General features: G+C 55.0%; 16 protein-coding genes and 1 pseudogene. 5 read left to right on the top strand and 12 right to left on the bottom strand.

Annotated features, from left to right (window positions below; translation table 11 throughout):
* Positions 1-18: 18 nt before the first annotated feature.
* The 11 genes and pseudogenes from M0651_RS04475 to M0651_RS04525 form a co-directional block, all read right to left on the bottom strand.
* On the bottom strand, positions 19-1,587 hold the full coding sequence (locus tag M0651_RS04475; protein WP_248550651.1) for a response regulator transcription factor: 1,569 nt from the start codon (positions 1,585-1,587) through the stop codon (positions 19-21).
* A 232-nt stretch (positions 1,588-1,819) separates the two neighbouring features.
* Positions 1,820-2,431, bottom strand: a complete 612-nt coding sequence (locus tag M0651_RS04480) for a flavin reductase family protein (protein ID WP_248550652.1) — start codon at positions 2,429-2,431, stop codon at positions 1,820-1,822.
* A gap of 22 nt (positions 2,432-2,453) precedes the next feature.
* Positions 2,454-3,077: an alpha/beta hydrolase gene (locus M0651_RS04485; protein ID WP_248550653.1), complete on the bottom strand. Its 624-nt coding sequence runs from the start codon at positions 3,075-3,077 to the stop codon at positions 2,454-2,456.
* Positions 3,074-4,027 carry a ring-cleaving dioxygenase gene (locus M0651_RS04490; RefSeq protein WP_248550654.1) on the bottom strand — a complete coding sequence of 318 codons (954 nt, stop codon included), beginning with the start codon at positions 4,025-4,027 and terminating at the stop codon, positions 3,074-3,076. Before M0651_RS04490 ends, M0651_RS04485 begins: the two co-directional genes overlap by 4 nt.
* 32 nt (positions 4,028-4,059) lie before the next feature.
* Complete coding sequence (locus tag M0651_RS04495) at positions 4,060-4,698, bottom strand: nitroreductase family protein (protein WP_248550655.1); 639 nt, start codon at positions 4,696-4,698, stop codon at positions 4,060-4,062.
* Positions 4,699-4,745: 47 nt separating this feature from the next.
* Positions 4,746-4,976 (bottom strand): annotated as a pseudogene (locus M0651_RS04500) (DoxX family protein); the annotation flags it as partial.
* 155 nt (positions 4,977-5,131) lie between these two features.
* Entirely contained in the window at positions 5,132-5,581 is a 450-nt protein-coding gene (locus M0651_RS04505; RefSeq protein WP_248550656.1) for a MarR family winged helix-turn-helix transcriptional regulator, read from the bottom strand.
* Between the two features lie 196 nt (positions 5,582-5,777).
* A complete protein-coding gene (locus M0651_RS04510; RefSeq protein WP_248550657.1) occupies positions 5,778-6,167 on the bottom strand; it encodes a heme-copper oxidase family protein in 390 nt (129 codons plus the stop codon).
* Between the two features lie 82 nt (positions 6,168-6,249).
* A complete protein-coding gene (locus M0651_RS04515) occupies positions 6,250-8,577 on the bottom strand; it encodes an ATP-dependent DNA helicase (RefSeq protein WP_248550923.1) in 2,328 nt (775 codons plus the stop codon).
* Between the two features lie 150 nt (positions 8,578-8,727).
* On the bottom strand, positions 8,728-10,221 hold the full coding sequence (locus M0651_RS04520) for an FAD-dependent oxidoreductase (RefSeq protein ID WP_248550658.1): 1,494 nt from the start codon (positions 10,219-10,221) through the stop codon (positions 8,728-8,730).
* An 85-nt stretch (positions 10,222-10,306) separates the two neighbouring features.
* Positions 10,307-11,014, bottom strand: a complete 708-nt coding sequence (locus M0651_RS04525) for a copper homeostasis protein CutC (RefSeq protein WP_248550659.1) — start codon at positions 11,012-11,014, stop codon at positions 10,307-10,309.
* Between the two features lie 157 nt (positions 11,015-11,171).
* Between M0651_RS04525 and M0651_RS04530 the strand changes: the two genes are divergently transcribed.
* Positions 11,172-11,945 carry a sporulation protein gene (locus tag M0651_RS04530; protein WP_248550660.1) on the top strand — a complete coding sequence of 258 codons (774 nt, stop codon included), beginning with the start codon at positions 11,172-11,174 and terminating at the stop codon, positions 11,943-11,945.
* A 100-nt stretch (positions 11,946-12,045) separates the two neighbouring features.
* Here M0651_RS04530 and rlmN read toward each other — a convergent pair whose 3' ends face one another.
* Positions 12,046-13,101, bottom strand: coding sequence for a dual-specificity RNA methyltransferase RlmN (gene rlmN / locus M0651_RS04535; RefSeq protein WP_248550661.1), 1,056 nt, complete (start codon positions 13,099-13,101; stop codon positions 12,046-12,048).
* 368 nt (positions 13,102-13,469) lie between these two features.
* Here rlmN and M0651_RS04540 point away from each other — a divergent pair, with 368 nt between their 5' ends.
* From M0651_RS04540 to M0651_RS04555, 4 genes are all read left to right on the top strand, one after another.
* Positions 13,470-14,615, top strand: coding sequence for an MGDG synthase family glycosyltransferase (locus M0651_RS04540; RefSeq protein WP_248550662.1), 1,146 nt, complete (start codon positions 13,470-13,472; stop codon positions 14,613-14,615).
* A gap of 57 nt (positions 14,616-14,672) precedes the next feature.
* Complete coding sequence (locus M0651_RS04545) at positions 14,673-15,881, top strand: MFS transporter (protein WP_248550663.1); 1,209 nt, start codon at positions 14,673-14,675, stop codon at positions 15,879-15,881.
* Positions 15,882-15,986: 105 nt separating this feature from the next.
* On the top strand, positions 15,987-16,523 hold the full coding sequence (locus M0651_RS04550; RefSeq protein ID WP_248550664.1) for a phosphatase PAP2 family protein: 537 nt from the start codon (positions 15,987-15,989) through the stop codon (positions 16,521-16,523).
* A gap of 357 nt (positions 16,524-16,880) precedes the next feature.
* Complete coding sequence (locus M0651_RS04555; protein WP_372490880.1) at positions 16,881-17,474, top strand: YkoP family protein; 594 nt, start codon at positions 16,881-16,883, stop codon at positions 17,472-17,474.

Consider the following 17,474-nt stretch of genomic DNA (forward strand, 5'->3'; position numbering starts at 1 on the left):
GCTTGCACCACCTCGAGCTTATTCGGCCGGCTTTGTCCCTGCCTCTTTCTTGGAACCCTCGTTGAGGAATTCGGATTTATAGGCGGAAGGCAACATCCCCGTCGCCTGTTTGAATTTGCTAATAAAATAGTCCGTATTCGGATAACCGACCTGCAGCGCGATATCGGAAATTTTCATCGGAGTACGCTTTAACAGGCGTTTGGCCTCCTCGATTCGCTTCTCGTTCAGATATTCGTTAAAGGTTTTGCCCGTTTCTTTCTTGAACACCTGTCCCAAATAGGTCGGATTCATATGGAACTTCTTGGCGAGGGTTTGCAGCTTCAGTTTGCTGCGGAATTCCTCGTCCACGTACTTAATGACCTGGAACATCGTGTTATTTTTGTTCTTCTGCCGTAATCCGGCGAGCAGCAGTGCGGCCTCCCGGCTCAGCTTGTGCAAATAGCGCTTCAACGCCGGGTAGTCGCTTATGCCGCCCGGATTCCCTTCATTCTCTTGCATGTGAACCATAAAGCCGTCGGCGTCGCCGCCCGCTTTCTTGATCTTGCTGCATAATGTCAGCTCCAGATTGCCTGCAAATACCCGAATGGATTCTACGCTCATCTGGCTGCAAGCGAGAGACCCAAAGGCTTCTTCCACCGCCGCCTCGGCAGCCCCGGGTTCGCCTTGCAACACAGCGCCAAGCAGCAGCTCGAATTTACCCCTAAGCGCATCCTCCGTATTCGGGGGCTGCGGGTGATGACAAGGCAAGAAAAAGCCGGTTTTTCCTTGCTCACGCTTCGCCTTGACGGTCTCCAGGGTTTGCAGGTACAACTCTCGAACGGAGCGAATGCCCTTCCCGACCTCGCTGACGGCAATAGCTACCGGCCGATCCAAATCGGAAAGCTTGCTGCTGATTGCCAGTCCAATCTCCTCAAGTCTTGGCGGCGACAGTTCGTCCGTCCGGACAATCACCCCGACCCGGCCGAGGCCGTCGAGGAACAACCGCTCCGCATTCTGGGAGAAGAAGGTCGACACCTTTTGCTTCAAATCCGATGGATAAGCACCGGCGTCGATCAACATGCACAGCAGCTCCGGATCTCCCCCGAGCTGCAGAGCGGCAACTGCTTCCTGTTCCAGCCGTTCTCCTTCTTCCCCTTGAATCAACCGGTTCAGGATGTTATTCATAAACAACGACTGTTTACGCGACGAAGCCTGCTCCATTTCCTGCTCCTTCGCGATGGACTGCCCTAGACGATCAAGAATCGATTCGAATTCATCTTCATCAATTGGCTTCAGCAAATACTCCGCAACCCGCTGCCGCATGGCCGTCAGCGCATAATTGAAATCGTCGTACCCGCTCAAGATGACGAACTTGGGCGGCTTCGGCAACAACCGTCTGCTCCGTTCAATGAGCTCCAAGCCGCTGATCACCGGCATATGAATATCGGTGACGACTAGATCCGGCCGAAGCTCCTGCATTTTGACCAGCGCCTCGGGACCATCCAGCGCTTCGCCGCATACTTGAAAGCCGTGCTTTTCCCAGTTCACCATAGTCCGAAGCCCTTCGAGCACCCAAGGCTCGTCATCCACCAGAAGCACTTGCCGCATGACCGCGATCCCTCCCCCTCACACAATTCCCTCTATTTATATCAATGCTTAAACTTAACATGTAAGCGTACTCATTTTTATGCTAGCACAATTTCTCCTTTCGTGGAAACTTAATTTATCCAGCAAACAAAGGCAGCCCAGAGCGGTCTGCTCCGAACTGCCTTTCCTGAACCCGATATATCACGGACTTCCTCACCTCTGTCGCCGCGGAGGGAATAACTTTCCCCAGAACTTACCTTGGCCGCTCCAGTTCAAAAATATCCCCCAGCCGGGCGTAGCTATTCCCCGCCAAACGGCTGATCGGCTGTAAACCGTGGGGGTCGATCCGTCCGGACTCGTACAGCGCCTCATCGATGTGAAACCGAACCACCCGGCCGATCAGCAAATCGACCGAAGGACTCTGCTCCGTTCCGCCTAAAGGGATGGATCGCTCCAATACGCACTCCATGCAGATCTTGGCCTCGGCGATCCCCGGGACCGCAATCACTTCGCTGGCGATGGGCGTGAGGCCTGCCGCTTGTACCTCGCTTTCCTCCGGGGGGAGCGGCGCCGCCGTCTGGTTCAACTCGCGGATGTACCCTTCATCGGCGATATGCACAACGAAGGCTTCTGCCGACGCGGCGTTCCGAGCTGTATCTTTCGGCACGCCGTCTTTCCGCTGGACCGCCACCGACACCATCGGCGGATCGGCGGTCACGATATTGAAATAACTGAACGGTGCCGCATTCAGCACCCCCTCTGGCGACATTGTCGTCACCAGCGCGATGGGCCGCGGGATGACGCTGCCAACCAGCAGCTTGTAATTGTCCCTCTCCGTTTGCTGCTCCGGGTTGATGGATATCATGACGGCGTCCTCCTTGAATATATTAAATGTTCAACAGATGCTTTCGATACCATTCCGCCGCAGCTTGAACTTCGGTTTCAGTCAACTGATGTCCGTAGGGCTCCCAATGCACATGCACCTGGGCTCCGGCCCCGCTGAGCAGCCCTTCCAGTTCCTCCGTTTCCTCCGGCCGGCACATCGCGTCATTCCGTCCCGCCCCGATAAAGACGGGAAGTCCCGCCATTTCCGGCAACGGAACGCCTCTACGCGGCACCATAGGGTGATGCAAAATCGCCCCGCTTAGCGCACCCGCATGATGGAACAGCAGGCTTGCCGCAATATTCGCTCCATTGGAATAACCCACCGCGACGACGCGGCCCCGATCGAAGCCATATTGCTCGGACGCTTCATCCAGGAAATCATGGAGCTCCTTCGTGCGCAGCACCAGATCCTCCTCATCGAACACGCCCATCGCCAGCCGCCGAAAAAAACGCGGCATCCCATTTTCCAGGACGTTACCGCGAACACTTAGCACCGCCGACGTCGGAGAGATCATCTCGGCCAACGGCAGCAGGTCCTGCTCCGTACCGCCTGTGCCGTGAAGGAGAAGCAGCGTTGGACCCGCTGCTTCTCCGCTGGCCGATCCCGGCTTAAAGATATGCCTCATCCCTGTAAATCCTCCTTCAGCACCCGGACTTCAAACGGGGTCAGATTTTGTTCGATCGCTTCGCGATGCGGCTCATACCAGGCCGGTAACATCAGCTTTTCGCCCAAATGCTCCGGCGTTTCATCATTGGCGAACCCCGGCGGATTGGTAGCAATCTCGAACAAGATGCCGCCTTCTTCACGGAAATAGACGGCGTGGAAGTACTGCCGGTCAACGATTTGCGTCGGATGATACCCGTGTTCAGCAACCCATGTTCTCCATTCCTCGTGTTCAGTTAAATCCCGGGCTCTCCAGGCGATATGATGAACCGTTCCGGCGCCCCCCGCTCCGTATTCCATCGGTTTCACGTTCACGTCAATCACATCGCCAAGATCGCCTTCCGCTTTAAAACGGGCGTAGTCACCGTCCTCACCGAGCTTCTTCAAGCCCATGACGGTTTCGAGCAGCTTGGCGGTTTTCTCCGGGGCGACGCTGTAGAGCACCGCACCGCCGAATCCTTTGATCGCCTTGTCGACCGGGACGCCGCCAAATGCCCAGGTGCTCTGCAGGCCGGCCTCACGTTCCACCAACTCCAGCTGCAATCCGTCCTTGTCGCGGAAATGCAGATACGTCTCACCGAAACGACTCGCCTCGGTGGTGGAGATGCCGAATTGACGCAGCCGCTCCTGCCAGAAAGTGAAGGCGCCAACCGGAATCGCGAAAGTGGTAATCCCCACCTGACCGGCTCCAACCCGTCCGCGACGGGCCCCGGGTGTAGGGAAGAAGGTCATGATCGTCCCCGGATTTCCGTCTTCGTCACCGAAGTAGAGATGATACACTTCCGGCGCATCGAAGTTGATCGTCTTTTTAACCAGCCGGAGTCCCAGCACCCCTGCGTAAAAATCAACGTTAGCCTGCGGATCGGTAGCAAATGCAGTAATATGATGAATTCCTGAAGTTGGATGGACCATGTGTAACTCCTCCTTATTTTTGGGAAGTAAGCTCAGAATCGGTTAAAGCTGACGAATTCACCAACGGGTTTACGGTAGCCGCGCGGGCGGAAGCTGGAGGTATCCTCCTTGCCGATCGCGATCAGCATCACCGGCTCGTAATTGTCCGGGACGTTAAGCAACCGGCGTATCGCCTCGGGATCAAACCCGATCATCGGGCACGTGTCCCAGCCGCGGTCTTTGGCGACGAGCATCATCTGCATCGCCGACAGGCTGGCGCTGCGGACCGCTTCTTCCCGCATGAACCCCTCGCCTCGGTTCTCATAGAAACCGATCGTGTCGGACACAAGCTGGTCGTACTCCTGCTTGCTGAGCACTCCCAAATTCAGCATCCCTTCGTTCATCGCTCCGGCATCCTTATGGGCATCCCGTTTACCCAGCACCAAGATTACCGCCGAAGCCGTCCGGACTTTGTATTGCTTGGCCGCGGCCTCATACACTTGTTCCTTCAATTCGGGGTCTTTGACCACCACATAGTGGGTATGCTGCAAATTAAACGCCGAGGGCGCGAATTTCGTGAGATTGAAGATTTCTTCCAGTTCCTTGTCTTGGATTTCCACGCCAGGGATAAATTTATTCGCCGAACGGCGGGATTTAATAATGGTAGTAAAATCATGTTCATTCGAGTTCATGACTAGGGCTCCTCCCAGATTAGAAAATAGACATTAAGCGACGAAGATCAAAGCAATGCCCCTGCGCCAGATAAGATCAACCCAACCGAAACGGCGATCAGCAGCAGATTGTATTCGTACCCGCCTGCGGTCGACCAGAACCCGTTCTTGGCGTGTACGGAAGCGATTGCCACGATCATCGTAAGGATCAGAATCGCCGCCCCAAACAGCGTGAACAATCCCGCTGCCACTAGCAATCCTCCGCCGAATTCGGCGAGACCGGCCAATGCCAATGTCATGTTCTTGACTCCTTTTATATGTGAATTTAGAGAATCTTTATATTAAGATATTAGAGCTGGAAAAACGTCCTGCAACGCCTTTCCCGCCGCCTATCGGACTTCGGTAGAGTCAAATCGGGTTTCTCACTTCTTTCCGGAAGCTTGAAGCCCTGCCGCTACTTGAAGCCTTCCTGTGCGGATTTACCCAGCTTCTTCAGCAGCATCGCGGCGATCTCCTTCTCTTCCGGAGTAAGACCGCTAACCGCTTCCTCGATGAGGCGGGCATGCTGCGGGAACACCACTTCAATGAACTGGCGTCCTTGCTCGGTGATTTCCGCGTACACTAACCGCCGGTCTTCCGGGCAGTCCTGACGGGTCACGTACCCTTTCTTCTCCAGCTTATCCACGACATATGTAATGTTGCCGCTGCTCATCAGCACCTTGCTGCCGATTTGTTGAATCGGTTGTCTGCCCTTATGATACAACAGATCCAGTACGCCGAATTCAGTCCGGGTTAATCCGTATTGCCGAATCCCCTTGTCGCTGTGCGCATGAACCCACTCGCTAGCCCGAGACAATACGACGAACAGATGCAGCGCTTCGTCACTCTTCGCATGTTCCGTCATATCACTCACCTCCCTGCCCTCTCCAGAGTATGCAATAGGTTATAGGTTAACCCTAAATGCCCTTTGCAACTCTCAACTTCATTTGTCTTAATATTAAGATAAATTATATCAAGATAAATGTCAACTCTCCTCCATAAAAAAACAGCCCCCGTTTAGATTAACCGGATGGCCGTTAATTATACTCACTTGCTGCAATCTACTTTTTGCCGCGAGCCGACGCGCTGGTCCGTACGTTCGTCAGGACATTGACCGCAAATACGATGACGCTGATCACAACAAGCGTACCACCAATCGCCACCAATGGCTCCAACTGTTCCGAACCGGTCAATACCAGCGACAAGCTGATCATCATGACCGGAAGTCCGATGGAGTACGTCCAGAACTGGATTTTACTCAGCAGGCTCTCCCCTGCTCCTGGAAACAACACATAAATCACGCCGGCCAGTGCAAAGGATGCCCAACCCAGTAAATTCACATGGGCATGCACGCCCGCTAAGGTATAGTCATGTTGCATGGACATGTACATGCCTAGCAATACACCGATGACAAAATAAACGACCGAAACCTTCAGATACGTAATCCCCATACCCGACGCCCCCTCCAATAGGAACAAGTTATCCTTACATGTTCAAAATATGTCACAATGGAAGGGAATATTCGAAGAGGTTCTAGCGCCATTCCTCCGGCAGCAACCGCTTGTAATGCGACTGAAGGTAACGGTCGTCGATCAAGGCGAGCCGACCACGGTCGGTCTCCGAGCGAATCAGGCGCCCGCCGGCCTGGAGCACCTTATTCATGCCAGGGAATACGTAAGCATAATCAAAGCCGTTTCGTCCGGACGCCTGGAAGTAGTCGCGGATCAAATTGCGCTCCGGACCGATTTGCGGCAACCCGACGCCTACGATCGCTACCCCTGTCAGCCGATCGCCCACCAGGTCGATCCCCTCCGAGAAGAGGCCGCCCAACACGGCAAAAGCGATGAAGGTCCGACCCGGAGCCGGATTAGGCACAAAAGCGGCCAAAAACTGCTCCCGGTCCTCTTCCGTCATCCCGGATTGTTGCAGGAGCAGCTCCGTGCCTTCTTCCGCGACGGCGGCAAAATCCTCGTAAATCATGTTCATATAAGCGTAAGAGGGGAAGAAGAACAGATAATTCCCCGGCCGGTCACGAGTCACTTCCTGCAAAGCGCGAACCAGAGGACCGCGGGTTTGCTCCCGGTCCTGATACCTTGTCGAAAGCGGCAGCACAACTACCTCCAGTTGATCGCGGGAGAACGGCGAGGAGAGCGATACCGTATAATCATCCGGCCCTGCCCCCAACATATCGCGGTAATAAGCCATCGGCGATAACGTCGCCGAGAAATATATGCTCGAGCGGAACCCCTTGCCCATCTCCTGCAGCAAATGAGAAGGATCCAGGCAAAACAACTTAATCCGCACGTCCTCCCGAGTGACCTCCGTGTAGGTCACGAAGCGCTCGTCGTACAGATTGCCGATCCGACCAAAGTGAAGGGCATCGAAATAACTCTGGAGCAGCAGCTCCCGCGCGTCTGCTTCCAGCCCCACCGGGGAGCCGGTCTGCCCCGCCGCGGACGGTTCGAGGGCCAACTCCCGCTCCGCCGCTTCGGCGAAAGCTTCCACCCGCTCCAGCAACAGCTCCGGTGCCGCTAGATCGACCTGGAACGACGAACCTTCGGCCAACTTCTTCAGCTCGATAAATAAGGCCTTAACGGCTTTGGCTGCTTTTGCAACGGACGGGTTCTTCTCTTTATACGCTCGCTGCAGCGCCAGGAAACCGGACTTCCGCAGTTCGGCGGAATACATCTCCCTCGCCCGGTCGACTAAGTTATGGGCCTCGTCAATCAGCAAAGCGGTCTCCTTCTTCTGCTCCGCGAACATACGTTGCAGGGACACTTTGGGATCAAACACATAATTGTAATCACAAATGGTGACATCCGCGGCGTATGACAAATCCAATGAAAACTCAAATGGGCACACCCGATGCTTGCGGGCGTACGCCTCGATCACCGGGCGAGTGAGCTGTTTCTCGTTCGCCAAGATATCCAGGATGGCCCCATTGATCCGGTCGAAGTAACCATCGGCATAGATACAGTCGTCTTTGTTGCAGCGGACTTCTTCGCTGAAGCAGATTTTCTCTTTAGCCGTTAGGGTCACCACCCAAGCTTGCAGCCCCTGCGCTTCCATCAATGCGAAGGCGTTCTCCGCGGCGGTTCGGGTAATCGTCTTGGCCGTGAGATAATAAAGCTGATTTAATTTACCTTCGCCCATTGCCTTGAGTGCCGGAAACGTGGTGGAAATCGTCTTGCCGATGCCGGTCGGCGCTTGGGCAAACAAACCCACCGCTTCCTCAATCGTCTTGTACACCGCACCCGCCAGCTTCCGCTGCCCGGTCCGGTAACCCGGAAACGGAAACGCCAGCTCCGCGATGCTCCGGTTACGCTCGTACCGATGGTCGCGAAGCAGACGGGCGTACGGAGCATATTGCCCTACGACGTCATGGATGAACGCCTCCAGTTCGTCCAACCCGGCCCGCGTCCGAAACTGCTTGCGCTCCCCCGTATCCAGCTGCACATAGGTCAGCTGGATTCCCATCTCGCGTTGTCCGTTCGCTTTAGCGTACATATAGGCGTAACACTTCGCTTGCGCCCAGTGCACGGGATACGTATCTTCGCCGATCGCCGCCAGATCGCCGGCCGTCGATTTAATCTCGTCGATCGTCCACCCGCCGTCCCCACCCGTTAACAGCCCATCACAGCGCCCATCCACGACGAAGAGGAGATCCCCGCATGGAATCTCCGCCTTCAAATACACTTCCTTCTGATCCCCTTCGCCGTATTGCTTCTGCACCATTTGATGCGCCTTCGTACCTTCCGTCAGCGAGACCGCTGAGCGGAAGCCGCTTTCCAAGCTGCCGTTGCGGAACACATACTCCACCAAAGGACGAACCGCGATATTTACCGTGGACTCATTTGCCATTTTGCTATTTGCCACCGCCGATACTCCTAGAGAACATTTGTTCCATTAGTATACCATGACGAATGACAGATCGCCATGTACGGTGGCGTGGCCTGGATAAGCTTAACGACGGACGTGAATCTCCCGAAATTCGTCCTCCAATAGCTCCCGTCATTGGTCGATTCGAATGCCGTAATCCTTCTTCAAATACTGATGAATTCTCCGAAAATCACCCGGGGTCAACTCGCTTAAGCGCTTGTGGCCCTGCTTCCATTCTCGTGCAAGCAGGATGCCCATCGTTTCCCCGGCCAGCGCGGTGGTGGGAATGATGCGGGCGCTTCCGTAGGCTTTGATCTCTGCGCCAACATTCTTGCCGGCCACCAGCACGTTGTCGTACGACTTCAATTCGAAGGAACGGAGCGGGATGCCATACCGGTCCGGCTTGCCGTAGCCAACGCCCTTCTTCACGACGCGGGTGGCCTGCAAATCGACAGCATACCCCCCAATCGTCACGTTGTCCCAGAACATCCGGCCCGACATCACATCCTTATAATTCACCACATAGTCCGTTTCATAACGATTATAGTCGCGGATATACAGATAATCGGGATACCCGTTCAACTCGGCTTTGCCGAAGCCGGGGATATGTTTGCGTAAGTATTTGGCGATATATGGCGCTTCGGCTTTCGCCCTTGCGACGGCGGAACGAACGGATTTCGGATCGGCCGGATCCACATCGTACACCAGCAAGCTGTTGATGATCACTTCGCCATCTTTTTGATAGGTCGCGTTTAAACCCCGGAGCATCAGCCTGGAATCCCGCGGCTTGTAATTGTAGGTCAGGTTGCTGAAGCCGGTGGCGAAATCCCAATCCACATAAGTGTTGGCGCCGTATTTCTTGACGACGTTTGTTAACGGATAATCTTCTAATACCGCTTGATGTAGCTTGTTCCAGTTCACACCTTTAAACCGCAGCATATAGGTAGCCGCCATATAATCCGGCTTCTTGCCGTTATACAAGCTTTCCATGCCCGGGATGCGTTTATTGCCAAGATGAACGGTTAGTGCGTTAAAATCGGTATTTTCCACAAAATACCCCGCCTGAACCTGATACAGCTTGCCGTCTTTAGCCAGGTAAGTTACGGATTTCAGCGTTTTCCCTTGCACTTTCCCTTGCCCGTCGGCGTCTTCGATCTCCACCCCATCGATGGTAATGCCGCTGCGCAGGGGAATCCCGCGAATCAGCTTGCGATAATAGCTTTCAAAAGCAGACAGCTTGCGGATGTTCCCGGCCTTGTATCCATCATACAGGGGCTTCAACTCGCCTTGGACCAGGCTGCGCTTGCGGTTGTCATTAGGCTCGTCCAAGACCAGCATCTGCCCTTGGATCAACTCCCCGCCCGGCTTCTCGCGCGGATCAAGAATCAGCACGCTCAAACCCGCAGCATGCGCTTCCTTCGCCAATAACACCCCTTCGATTTCGCTGCCGATCACAACGACATCGTATCGATTGCAGCCCGGGCCACAGACTGCGGACGGTGCGTTCGCGCTCGCCGCCGATACCGGGGCAGGAACACGAACCGTTTCAAGCAACAGAAAGGTACTTAAGAACAGGAATAGAAGCCGTAAGTGAAATGTCTGTTTTCTCACCATATAAGTCGACATAAGTTCTGGATAACTCTCCTCGCCATGGGATATAATGACATTTTATCTCTGGAGAAGGTTTGATATCCAGTAAATATATGGTATATTATGGAGTTTTCTGTTGATTGCTGTCGTGCAGCAAACGGGACAAGCTCAACAACCTGGATGGATCTAGGGGAGCTAGTCCGTTCCCCCCTTGCCTCACGGCGGAGCCGAAATGCACTTCGGTGACGCCCGTATCAGCGACGAACTGTGAAATGGTCTCCAGGGTCAATCCGTAGCCGGCTAAAATGCGCGGCGAGCTGCCATGAGCGATCGCCATCAGCTCCCGGATAGCGGGAACCGCCTGCGGGGCTGGCCGCGTTCCGCCCGAGGTCAGTACCCGGTTCACCTGCGGGTATCGCATCAGCGTACGCAGTCCGGCGGGCAGGTCCGCCAATTCGTCAAACGCTCGGTGGAACGTCACGTTTAGCCCGCCCGCTAGCGACAAGATCCGTTCCAACGCAGCCTCATCGATCGTGCGCTCGTCGGTTAGTGAGCCGAACACAATACCCGCTGCCCCTGCATCCGCAATGGCCCGGACTTCCGCCTCCATGGTAAGTACGTCGGCTTCCCCATACACAAAAGACCGGCTATGGGGACGCACCATGACGTGGACAGGAATGTCCACGGCCTTTACCACTTGTTGGACCATCCCAATGCCAGGGGTTAATCCGCCTTCCGTTACCGCCGTGATCAGCTCCAGCCGATCCGCCCCGTTCGCCTCCGCAACGATGGCGTCCTCCACACAGGTTGCTATGACCTCCAGAAGCATCAGGACTCCTCCTTGTTATCAGTGATCCGATTATACGTCATATGTTAGCATAAACGAAACCGAAACCACCCCATGGACGTATATAATTTCCGTATAAATCCTTGGCTTGATAAATCAGTCATTCATTACGAATACATGGTGAAGGAAGGGTGGAGTGATGTCCTTTTTCAAGAAGATGCTGGCCAGTGTTGGGATTGGCTCGGCGCAGGTCAATACGGAGCTGGATACGATTGAAGTCCGGCTGGGCGGCGAAATCAGCGGTACCATTGAAGTGGAAGGCGGGCAGACCGACCAAGCGATCGGCAACATTTATGTAAAGCTGAAGACGCACTATTTACGCGAATCAAACGACCGCAAAATTAGAGCAACGGGCACGATTGCCCAATACCTCGTCACCGAAGGCTTCCAGTTGCGAGCCGGTGAACGCAAGCAGTTCCCGTTCCGATTCCGGCTACCGGATCAAATGCCCGTGACGCTGCATAATGTGCCCATTTGGGTGGAAAGCGGTCTGGACATCGATCTGGCCGTGGATCCCAAGGACGAGGACCTGATCCATGTCTTGCCGGATGCGAAAATGCAAACCGTGTTGGATGCCGTCGATATGCTTGGCTTCCGTTTGCGTGAAGTGACAAACGACTATGCGCCGAGACTTGGCGGTGCCCTGCCCTTCGTGCAGGAATTCGAATATGTGCCGGGTACGAAGTTCCGCGGGTATCTCGACGAGCTGGAGATCCTGTTCTTTCCGCGGGGCGAGTCATTGGAGCTGGTGCTCCAGATCGATCGCCGTGCCCGCGGCTTAAGCGGCTTATTCGCTGAGGCGATGGAGATGGACGAACGGTTCTTGCGGGTCCCACTGTCGAAGGAGGAGCTTCAACGCGGACCGCAGGCGGTGGCTGCCTTCCTGGAGAATGTTATCGCAAAACATCTCTAGGGAAGCGGTGTTTGCCGCAGCGCCATTTCTCCCGAAAAGAAAAGGACTTGGAGCATTGCTCCAAGTCCTTTCATTTCAAAACTTCCACCCTAAAGTTCGCTCAGCTCGGCCGCTTCAACAGCTTGCTTCGAAGCTGTCCGCAGGCCGCATCGATATCGGCTCCATGCTCCAATCGAACACTGACGCTGAGGCCGCGTTTTTTCAACACATCGTAAAAGGCCAGCACGGAATCCTGCTCGCTCCGTTGATACTGACTATGTTCGTCCACTGGGTTATACGGAATCAGGTTGACGTTCACAAACCGGTCGCCCAGCAGATCGGCTAGTTCCTGCGCATGTTCAGTCCCGTCGTTAACACCCTTCAGCAGAATATACTCGATCGTCAGCCGCCGGTTCGTTTGCTCCAGGTAGTAGTCGATCGCAGCCATTAGCTTCTCCAGCGGGATCGCTTTGTTAATCTTCATGATCCGCGAGCGCAGCTCGTTGTTCGGGGCGTGCAGGGAGACGGCTAAATTCACTTGCAGATCCGAATCGGCAAATTCGATAATTTTGTCCGCCAGCCCGCTGGTCGATACAGTAATGTGTCGCGGGCCAATCGCAAGTCCTTTGGGGTCTTGAATGACCCGCAGGAAGTCGGCCATATTCTCGTAATTATCAAAAGGTTCCCCGATCCCCATCACCACGATATGGGTTACCCGCTCGCCCTTGCCCAGCCGATCCAGGTGCAGTTGCACCTTCATAACCTGCTCCACAATTTCTCCGCTCGTCAGGTCCCGGCTCTTCTTCATCAATCCGCTAGCGCAGAAGCTGCAGCCGATATTGCAGCCGACCTGCGTCGTCACGCAAACCGACAGGCCGAATTTATGACGCATGAGCACCGTTTCAATCAGGTTGCCATCCTGCAGCCGGAACAAGAACTTGATCGTGCCGTCGACCGACTCCTGGCGAGTATGCTCCTCCAAGGTTTCGATGGCATATTGGTCTTCAAGCAGGGTAAGGCATTCCGGATGAACGCCTTCCATCATTTCATAATCGGTCACCCGTTTGCGATACAAGCCGTCCCAGACCCGTTCGGCCCGGCCTCGTTTATGTCCATGGTCCAGCAGCCAAGCGGCCAGCTGATCCTTCGTTAAACCATAAATGGATTGTTTATTCATGCGTATCCTCTTTCTAAACGAACTCAAATCATTTTCTAATTATACCTAATCCGTCCTCCCCATTGCCACAGGTAAAAAAAACGAATCGCACCACCCCCACTTCTGATACGCCGTTTTACACAGATTGCCTCCCTTTTTAAACGAACGTTAACATTAGTGCCCTAAAGTGAAGATACGTTCCCTTTGTCATTTATGGACAAAAAGCTAAATCAACGGAGGAGTCCGGCCTACAAACTGGACCAAGGTCGGAACCAAATCACGCCGCGCGGCCGGTTTGATTCTTCCAGGCTTCCTATATACTGGAACTCGGAATGAATCGACGGAACCAACCGTGCGTTTCTATTTCGGTGGAAAGGCGGCAGCTAGCCATGAAGCAAAACATGCACATCGTCATCCTCACCGCCGGATACGGCAACGGCCATATCCAGGTGGCGCGGACGCTGAAGCAATCCCTCACCCTTTCGGGCGTTCGCACGGTCAGTGTCATCGACCTGTATCGCGAAGCCCACCCGGGAATGAATTCCGTCTCTCGGCAGCTTTATTTGTACAGCCCGTGGTTCTCGGCGTATGGCCTGGATTACTACGGGTGGAGCTACTACGCGACCCGGGACCTCCAGCAGACGAGCTCTTTGGCCAAATGGGGAAATCAGCTGGGCATGAAGAAGCTGGTCAACCTGCTCCAAAAACAACGGCCCGACGCCATCATCAGCACCTTTCCATTTGGCGGCGTCACGGATCAGCTGCGAAAACACGGCATTCGGGTACCGGTCTTCACGGTGGTGACCGATTTCAGCCTGCACAACCGCTGGTTGTTCACACGGCCAGACCGTTACTACGTGGCGACTGCGGATTTGAAGCGGGAGATGATCGAACGCGGCGTGCCCGCGGAATCGATCGTGGTCAGCGGTATCCCGGTTCGGGAGCCGTTTTATGAGCCAACACTCTCTAGGAGTCCGCAAGTTCCTCGCTCCGCAGGCGGTTCCCGTTCAGTTCTGGTCATGATGGGTGCACATATTCCTTTACCGGACATCCAGCTCATCACCGCGAAGCTGCTGGCACTGCCCGAGGTTCAAGTGGACATCGTATGCGGAGGCAACGATAAGCTGCGGCGTCGCTTGGAGCGGCGATTTGCCGGTCACGAACGATTGCGTCTTTTCGGTTACGTCGAAGCGATCCACGACCGTATGCGACAAGCCTCCTGCATCGTGACGAAGGCCGGAGGCATCACATTATCGGAAGCGATCCAAATCCGCACGCCCATCGTGGTCTACAAACCGTTCTCCGGACAGGAGCGGGAAAACGCCAAATACCTCGAGCGCAAAGGCGCGGCAGTAGTAGCTTCTTCGCCGCGGGCTTTAACGGAGCAAGTGCATGATCTGCTCGATTCTGAAGTCCGCAGAACCCGGATGCTCCAGCAGTATGACGAACTGGCTGCAGGATGTGCTACGGAGACGATCGTCCGGGATGTGCTTCGTCTGGCGGGGCGTCTGCCGGCGTTGGCGGATAGCCATTGATCCTTTCCCTGCCGCACGGTCGCGGCACACGAATACGAAGCAAGGAGCCCTGCCCATATGAAACGTTCTGTCCGCTGGATTTCAGGAAATCACCTGACTCCTGCATTTCTGCACTGCGCTGCCATTTTGTTTATGACGGAAATCGCCCGCAGCGCCTTTCTCATCTCGTTCCTGCCCGCTTATGCCAAAGAACGCCAGATTACCTTAGCAGCCGTTGGCGTCGCCATCTCAGTCCACTATTTAGCCGACACGCTGATTAAAGTGCTTGCAGGTTATGTGTTGGACCGCTTCCCGGCCCGGCTGATCCTGAATATCTTCCTGCTGCTGGGACTGCTTGGCTTATTCGTCTCCTATAGCGTCAGCGCACCCTGGGCGATCGTTCTCGGAGCCGGTCTGATCGGAATCGGGGTATCGCCCGTCTGGTTACTCTGCCTATCCGAAATTCGAGAGGACAGCCGCGGTTCACAGATGGGATCCATCTACACCATTTGGCTGGTATCGCTCGGTCTCGGCCCGGTCGCCGTCAATTTCCTAATCGATCGCAGTTATGCCTTATCGTTCTGGCTGTTGGCCGGATGTTGGGCGGCCGGGTGGCTGCTAGCCGCCTTAAAACGGATGGATTTCTCCTCCCGCCGATTACTGGGAGACACGGTTCCATTTAAGCAGCAAATGCGGCAAATCGGGAGCAAGCTGACTCAGATGAAGCCGCTCGTACCCGGCATGATCGTACAGACGTTAGCCGCCGGCCTGCTGGTGCCCGTTCTGCCGAGCTTTGCATCTGAATACTTAGCGCTGGATTATTCCGGATATTCCATCGTGTTGATGGCCGGAGGCTGTATGACCGTATTGCTGCTCATCCCGATGGGCCGGCTCGCCGACAAATGGGGGCATAAGTGGCTGTTGATCGCCGGATTCGGTGTCTTGGCCGCCTGCCTCGGACTGTTAATCTATTCGAAGCAGATGTTCAGCACGATGCTGCTTGCCGTCTGTCTCGGTGCGGCATATGCCGCCGTACTGCCGGCATGGAACGCGATCCTGTCCCATTTTGTTCCCGAGGAACAGAAGGCGACCGGCTGGGGAGTCCTCTCCGGCATCGAAGGCATCGGAGTCATCCTGGGCCCGATTCTGGGCGGCTGGATGGCGGAGAGCTTCGACGTAACGGTTACAGTGGGGATTAGCGCCATGCTGTTGTTCGGCATCATGATATTTTACTGGATCCGTCCGGTACGTCAGCATCCGCCCGCGCAGCAGCGGCAACATGGGTAACAAGGGAAGCGCTTATTGGTTCGATCACGGTGATAAAAGTTGCCCTGGATGAAGGGCGAGGGGCCGAGGGAAGCCCATCATTATTGAGGGAGTGGAGGAGTTGGAATGAGACATCGCTATTATCTTCGGCTGCGCGAATATGACAACCGGCTGTTTCTGTGGTGCAATCATTCGCTGAGTCATCCGTGGCTGGATCGGATTCTGAAGGGGGTCACCCATTTAGGAAGCGCCGCGTTTACAATCGCGCTAACCATCTCCGTGGTCGTCTTCGCTACGGGTTCCTGGCAGCAGGCGGGCTGGCGAAGCCTGATCGCTCTGACCCTCAGCCATCTACTGGCGGTCCTGATCAAGAAGCGGTTCCAGCGCACCCGACCCTACGAAGCCCTGCAGAACGCGAGGATCTCAATCCATCCGCTCAAGGACTATTCGTTCCCATCCGGGCATACGACAGCCGCCTTCTCTACGTTTATCCCGTTTCTGTTCGCTAGCCCCGGGCTTGCGCAAGTGCTGCTCCCGCTCGCTTTCATCGTAGGCCTGTCACGGATTTATCTCGGAGTCCATTATCCCTCCGACGTTCTGGCCGGCGGCCTGGTTGGAGCCGCGACAGCTCTCCTCGTAGTCTTGAGCGCCGGGCTGGCGTAAGGCCAAGGCACATAGAGCTGGGGCGGACTGTCACGATTCGGGTTGGTGCCAATTCTGACCTCCGTCCTCGGACCTCACACAGAGAAATGTTGCATTTTGTGCAGCATTTTACACCCTCTCGGAGCGAAAACGCGGAAATGTTGTATTTCCTGCAGCATTTAAGAACCCATTTCGCTCTAAACCTCAAGAATGTTGCAGAAAAAACAACATTCTCTCCATCCCTCGTTCATACTGCCCTAGAATGTTGCACCTTTTGCAACATTTCTACCGGGAAACTTGGGGGAGAGCGGCACACTGCCGGATATTCCGATGTAAGCGCTTCACAATCACAATCTATTAAGAAAGCTGGGGATAACGATGCAAGGTGGAACGATAATCAAGCAAGTCATCCAAGGAGTTTGGATGGGCTGGGAGCGAGTGTTCGAGCTGTTCAGCCGACTGCGTTCCAACTACGCGGGAGAGTTCGGCATCTGCAAAATGTTCGTCACCAAATATCGCGGAAAAAGCATGCAATGCGAGGATGGCACATGGATTCAAGACGGCGATTGGATTGGTGAGCTCCATTTGGACAATCGCCAAATCCTCGCCATGCTGCAATCGAACGAGGCGAACCGTGTCGCCCTGATGACTGCCCGCCTCGCCAGAAGCGCGATGCGCCAAATATGCGCCGAAATGCAAAGAAACCCGCAGCTCAGCCAAGTGAAGGCGCTGCAGGGGATTACTTTGCTCCATCGAGGCATCACGCACGGACTAGGCTTCGAAACGCATCGTGTCGAACAAGGCGCCTTCCGTACGTTGACCACCTCTTATCTGCGGTTACTGCTAACCGTCTTCCATCCAAGCAGCCGCAAACGAATCGATGGCCATACGGACAAGCTGATTCCGCTGAAGCTGGTCATGACCCGCTCGGCGCTGATCCGGCAATTTGGGGCGGAGAAGGCGCTCGTATAG

The sequence above is a fragment of the Paenibacillus mellifer genome (assembly GCF_023195895.1).
GTDB classification, from domain to species: Bacteria; Bacillota; Bacilli; order Paenibacillales; family Paenibacillaceae; genus Fontibacillus; species Fontibacillus mellifer.

What these genes read in the sequence shown, in the direction of transcription:
- M0651_RS04475 (WP_248550651.1), bottom strand. Translation starts at nt 1,587, where the DNA reads ATGCGGCAAGTGCTTCTGGTGGATGACGAGCCTTGGGTGCTCGAAGGG.
- M0651_RS04480 (WP_248550652.1), bottom strand. Translation starts at nt 2,431, where the DNA reads ATGATATCCATCAACCCGGAGCAGCAAACGGAGAGGGACAATTACAAG.
- M0651_RS04485 (WP_248550653.1), bottom strand. Translation starts at nt 3,077, where the DNA reads ATGAGGCATATCTTTAAGCCGGGATCGGCCAGCGGAGAAGCAGCGGGT.
- M0651_RS04490 (WP_248550654.1), bottom strand. Translation starts at nt 4,027, where the DNA reads ATGGTCCATCCAACTTCAGGAATTCATCATATTACTGCATTTGCTACC.
- M0651_RS04495 (WP_248550655.1), bottom strand. Translation starts at nt 4,698, where the DNA reads ATGAACTCGAATGAACATGATTTTACTACCATTATTAAATCCCGCCGT.
- M0651_RS04505 (WP_248550656.1), bottom strand. Translation starts at nt 5,581, where the DNA reads ATGACGGAACATGCGAAGAGTGACGAAGCGCTGCATCTGTTCGTCGTA.
- M0651_RS04510 (WP_248550657.1), bottom strand. Translation starts at nt 6,167, where the DNA reads ATGGGGATTACGTATCTGAAGGTTTCGGTCGTTTATTTTGTCATCGGT.
- M0651_RS04515 (WP_248550923.1), bottom strand. Translation starts at nt 8,577, where the DNA reads ATGGCAAATGAGTCCACGGTAAATATCGCGGTTCGTCCTTTGGTGGAG.
- M0651_RS04520 (WP_248550658.1), bottom strand. Translation starts at nt 10,221, where the DNA reads ATGTCGACTTATATGGTGAGAAAACAGACATTTCACTTACGGCTTCTA.
- M0651_RS04525 (WP_248550659.1), bottom strand. Translation starts at nt 11,014, where the DNA reads ATGCTTCTGGAGGTCATAGCAACCTGTGTGGAGGACGCCATCGTTGCG.
- M0651_RS04530 (WP_248550660.1), top strand. Translation starts at nt 11,172, where the DNA reads ATGTCCTTTTTCAAGAAGATGCTGGCCAGTGTTGGGATTGGCTCGGCG.
- rlmN (WP_248550661.1), bottom strand. Translation starts at nt 13,101, where the DNA reads ATGAATAAACAATCCATTTATGGTTTAACGAAGGATCAGCTGGCCGCT.
- M0651_RS04540 (WP_248550662.1), top strand. Translation starts at nt 13,470, where the DNA reads ATGAAGCAAAACATGCACATCGTCATCCTCACCGCCGGATACGGCAAC.
- M0651_RS04545 (WP_248550663.1), top strand. Translation starts at nt 14,673, where the DNA reads ATGAAACGTTCTGTCCGCTGGATTTCAGGAAATCACCTGACTCCTGCA.
- M0651_RS04550 (WP_248550664.1), top strand. Translation starts at nt 15,987, where the DNA reads ATGAGACATCGCTATTATCTTCGGCTGCGCGAATATGACAACCGGCTG.
- M0651_RS04555 (WP_372490880.1), top strand. Translation starts at nt 16,881, where the DNA reads ATGCAAGGTGGAACGATAATCAAGCAAGTCATCCAAGGAGTTTGGATG.